5 protein-coding genes are annotated in these 2,610 nt (G+C 35.3%); 3 read left to right on the top strand and 2 right to left on the bottom strand.

What is annotated here, in order from left to right; all coding sequences use genetic code 11:
- A partial coding sequence (locus HRT72_09540) for a dihydrofolate reductase family protein (protein NQY67948.1) occupies positions 1–455 on the top strand: 455 nt, incomplete at its 5' end.
- Positions 456–459: 4 nt separating this feature from the next.
- Positions 460–1,383, top strand: coding sequence for an aminopeptidase (locus tag HRT72_09535; GenBank protein NQY67947.1), 924 nt, complete (start codon positions 460–462; stop codon positions 1,381–1,383).
- 4 nt (positions 1,384–1,387) lie between these two features.
- On the opposite strand, the gene HRT72_09530 is transcribed toward HRT72_09535, so the two are convergent.
- Positions 1,388–1,657, bottom strand: coding sequence for an acylphosphatase (locus tag HRT72_09530; GenBank protein ID NQY67946.1), 270 nt, complete (start codon positions 1,655–1,657; stop codon positions 1,388–1,390).
- Between the two features lie 244 nt (positions 1,658–1,901).
- Between HRT72_09530 and HRT72_09525 the strand changes: the two genes are divergently transcribed.
- The gene (locus tag HRT72_09525) at positions 1,902–2,444 is read left to right on the top strand and encodes a hypothetical protein (GenBank protein NQY67945.1); all 543 of its coding nucleotides are present in this window, start codon (positions 1,902–1,904) and stop codon (positions 2,442–2,444) included.
- Positions 2,445–2,457: 13 nt separating this feature from the next.
- Here HRT72_09525 and HRT72_09520 read toward each other — a convergent pair.
- The coding region (locus HRT72_09520) for a T9SS type A sorting domain-containing protein (GenBank protein NQY67944.1) at positions 2,458–2,610 on the bottom strand (153 nt) is incomplete at its 5' end.

The raw sequence follows: 2,610 nt of genomic DNA, 5'->3' as shown, positions 1-2,610 counted from the left end.
TATTTGATGACCCTCAATTGAATGTAAGAGATTGGTCTGGCAAAAATCCTCTGCGCATTGTTTTAGACAAAGATCTAAGACTACCTGATTCATTAAGAATGTTTAATGACGGTGATAAAACATTAATATATACATCGATAAAAAAAGAGAATACCAGGAATAAAGAATATGTCAATATCTCTTTTGATAACAAACTGATTAATCATATAATCTCTGATCTCTACGATAGAAATGTTCAATCTGTTTTTATTGAAGGAGGCAAAACTTTAATAGAATCCTTTATTTCTTGCGGGCTATGGGACGAAGCTCGAGTGATCGTTGGCAACACGACATTTGGAAAAGGAATAGAATGTCCTAAAATTGACTTACCAACTTTTTGCATTGAAGATATCGAAGACAATAAACTACTTACCTATCGAAATCCTAATTGGCTACCTTTTTCAAACAAATCTTAGGTAAATGAAACTATTAGAAGAACTATTAAAAGTTCAATCCCCATCCGGTGAAGAAATTCACATGACTAATTATATTATCAGCTATGTTGAGCAAAATAAAGCCAACTGGAAAGTACAGCCTCAAATAATCCATAATTCAGAAACTCAAGATTGTATACTACTAGTGTTTGGTAAAAAACCAAGAGTATCTATCTATGCTCATATGGATACTACTGGATTTACAGTGAGATACAACAAAGGACTTGTTCGAATTGGAGGAGCAGATGGAGCGCCTAACGATAATTTAATTGCGACAGATAGCGAAGGGAGTATTGCTTGTAATCTTTGCATTGACCCAGAAAAGCCTCGAACTGGCTTGACGCATAACTATAATCGTGAGATTGATAGAGGAACCAGCTTAACATATAAGCCTGAATTCACTTTAAAGAATGAATACATTACATCCCCTTATTTAGATAACAGAGTTGGCTTATGGAATGTATTAAAAGTTGCAGAGACTTTGGAAAGCGGAATAATCTCATTTACCTGTGGTGAAGAAACAGATGGTGGTAGCGTTGCTAATTTAGCTCGAATTCAATACAGAGATTACGGTATCCAAAAGGCACTTATCTCTGACATTACTTGGGTTACCGACGGGGTATTCCATGGCGAAGGTGTAGCTATTTCTTTAAGAGATGGATCGGTGCCCCGGAAATATTTTGTTCAACAAGTAATTAATGTAGCCTCACGTGAAAATATTCACTTTCAATTAGAAGTAGAAGATGCTGGAGGAAGTGATGGCAGTGTTTTACAAGTTACAGATCTACCGATTGATTGGTGTTTTATTGGTGCACCTATTGATAAATGTCATACCTCAAAAGAAAAAATACATACCAGTGATATGGAATCGATGAAAGACTTATACAGCATATTAATGAAGGAGCTATAACACTTCAATATCGTACTTCAAATTTAGCGAAGTGCACTAATTGGTGCTCCGATATTTCAACATTATCCACTTGTGCCTTTTCAGGACCTGCTTTACATCTTGAAACAAATTCTTTTAGTATGGCTTCATCGCCCTCTAGTTCAACATAAACTGTTCCGTCATTTCTGTTCATAGAGAAGCCTTTTAATCCTAAATCAAAAGCTTGTGTTTCTGTAAATTTCCTAAACCACACATCCTGAACTTTACCTGAAAAAACAATTTTATAGTGTTTCATTTTATTTGTTGAGTCGGTAAAAAACGATATTCATTATTGATGACTTGAATATTTATTTCCACATTAATAATTAGCATGTACCCTTTTACCTATTTGAAGCACAAAATGATAATAACATAAAACGTAAAACGTAAACATAGTTGAACACGTAAATATGCAAAATCGTTATAGTTTTTAATAAAAAATACCTAATATTATCATCGTATAGTATAAGAGGGTCCAATTTCAATTAATTAAAAGGCATATGTCAGAATTAAAGAGTTTTCAAGAAGTATTAGAAGCGTTTTTCAACCAACACGACCAAGACAACGCAAAAGTAGCTCCCAAAATAGCAATGCGATTTGCAGGTAAGGAAAATACTGTCTTAGACCACTTGTGTAAAAAATACAACGTTGATAGAGCTACCGTTGAATATACTGCTCCGGAACCTGTTGCAAAGAAATTGAAAAAAGGAAAGAAAGAAGAGCCTGTCGCTGAGACTGAAGATGGGGCTCCTAAAAAGAGTAAAATGAAACTCATCATTATTATTGTTGCAGTACTTGTTGTTGTAGGCGGTGCTGGCGCATATTTTATGATGGGAAGTGGTGACCATGCAGATGATCACACTGAAGAAGGTTCTGGTGAAGAACATGGAGAAGAAGCAGAACACGAAGGTGGTGATGAGGCAGAAGCCGAACATGAAGAAGAAGCGGAAGCAGATAGTTCAGATATTTCTAAAGAAGAAGCGGAAGCAGATCATGAAGGTGAAGGCGACGAAAACGACGAACACGCTGAAGAAGAGCACTAAGATTATTTAGTTCTTAATCAAGAAAAACCTTCTTGGAAGTTACTTGGTTAGCCGACAAAATATTTACAATATAAATCCCTGTACTTTGTACGGGGATTTTATATTTAAGGACATTGCTATTCAGTTGTGTTTGATAAATCAATTTCCCTGTAGTGTTATAAACCTG

It is taken from the genome of Flavobacteriales bacterium, assembly GCA_013214975.1.
Taxonomy (GTDB): Bacteria; Bacteroidota; Bacteroidia; order DT-38; family DT-38; genus DT-38.
Note: the sequence above shows the minus strand (reverse complement) of the source record. Positions and strands in the feature narration are given on the sequence as shown.

What these genes read in the sequence shown, in the direction of transcription:
- HRT72_09535 (NQY67947.1), top strand. Translation starts at nt 460, where the DNA reads ATGAAACTATTAGAAGAACTATTAAAAGTTCAATCCCCATCCGGTGAA.
- HRT72_09530 (NQY67946.1), bottom strand. Translation starts at nt 1,657, where the DNA reads ATGAAACACTATAAAATTGTTTTTTCAGGTAAAGTTCAGGATGTGTGG.
- HRT72_09525 (NQY67945.1), top strand. Translation starts at nt 1,902, where the DNA reads ATGTCAGAATTAAAGAGTTTTCAAGAAGTATTAGAAGCGTTTTTCAAC.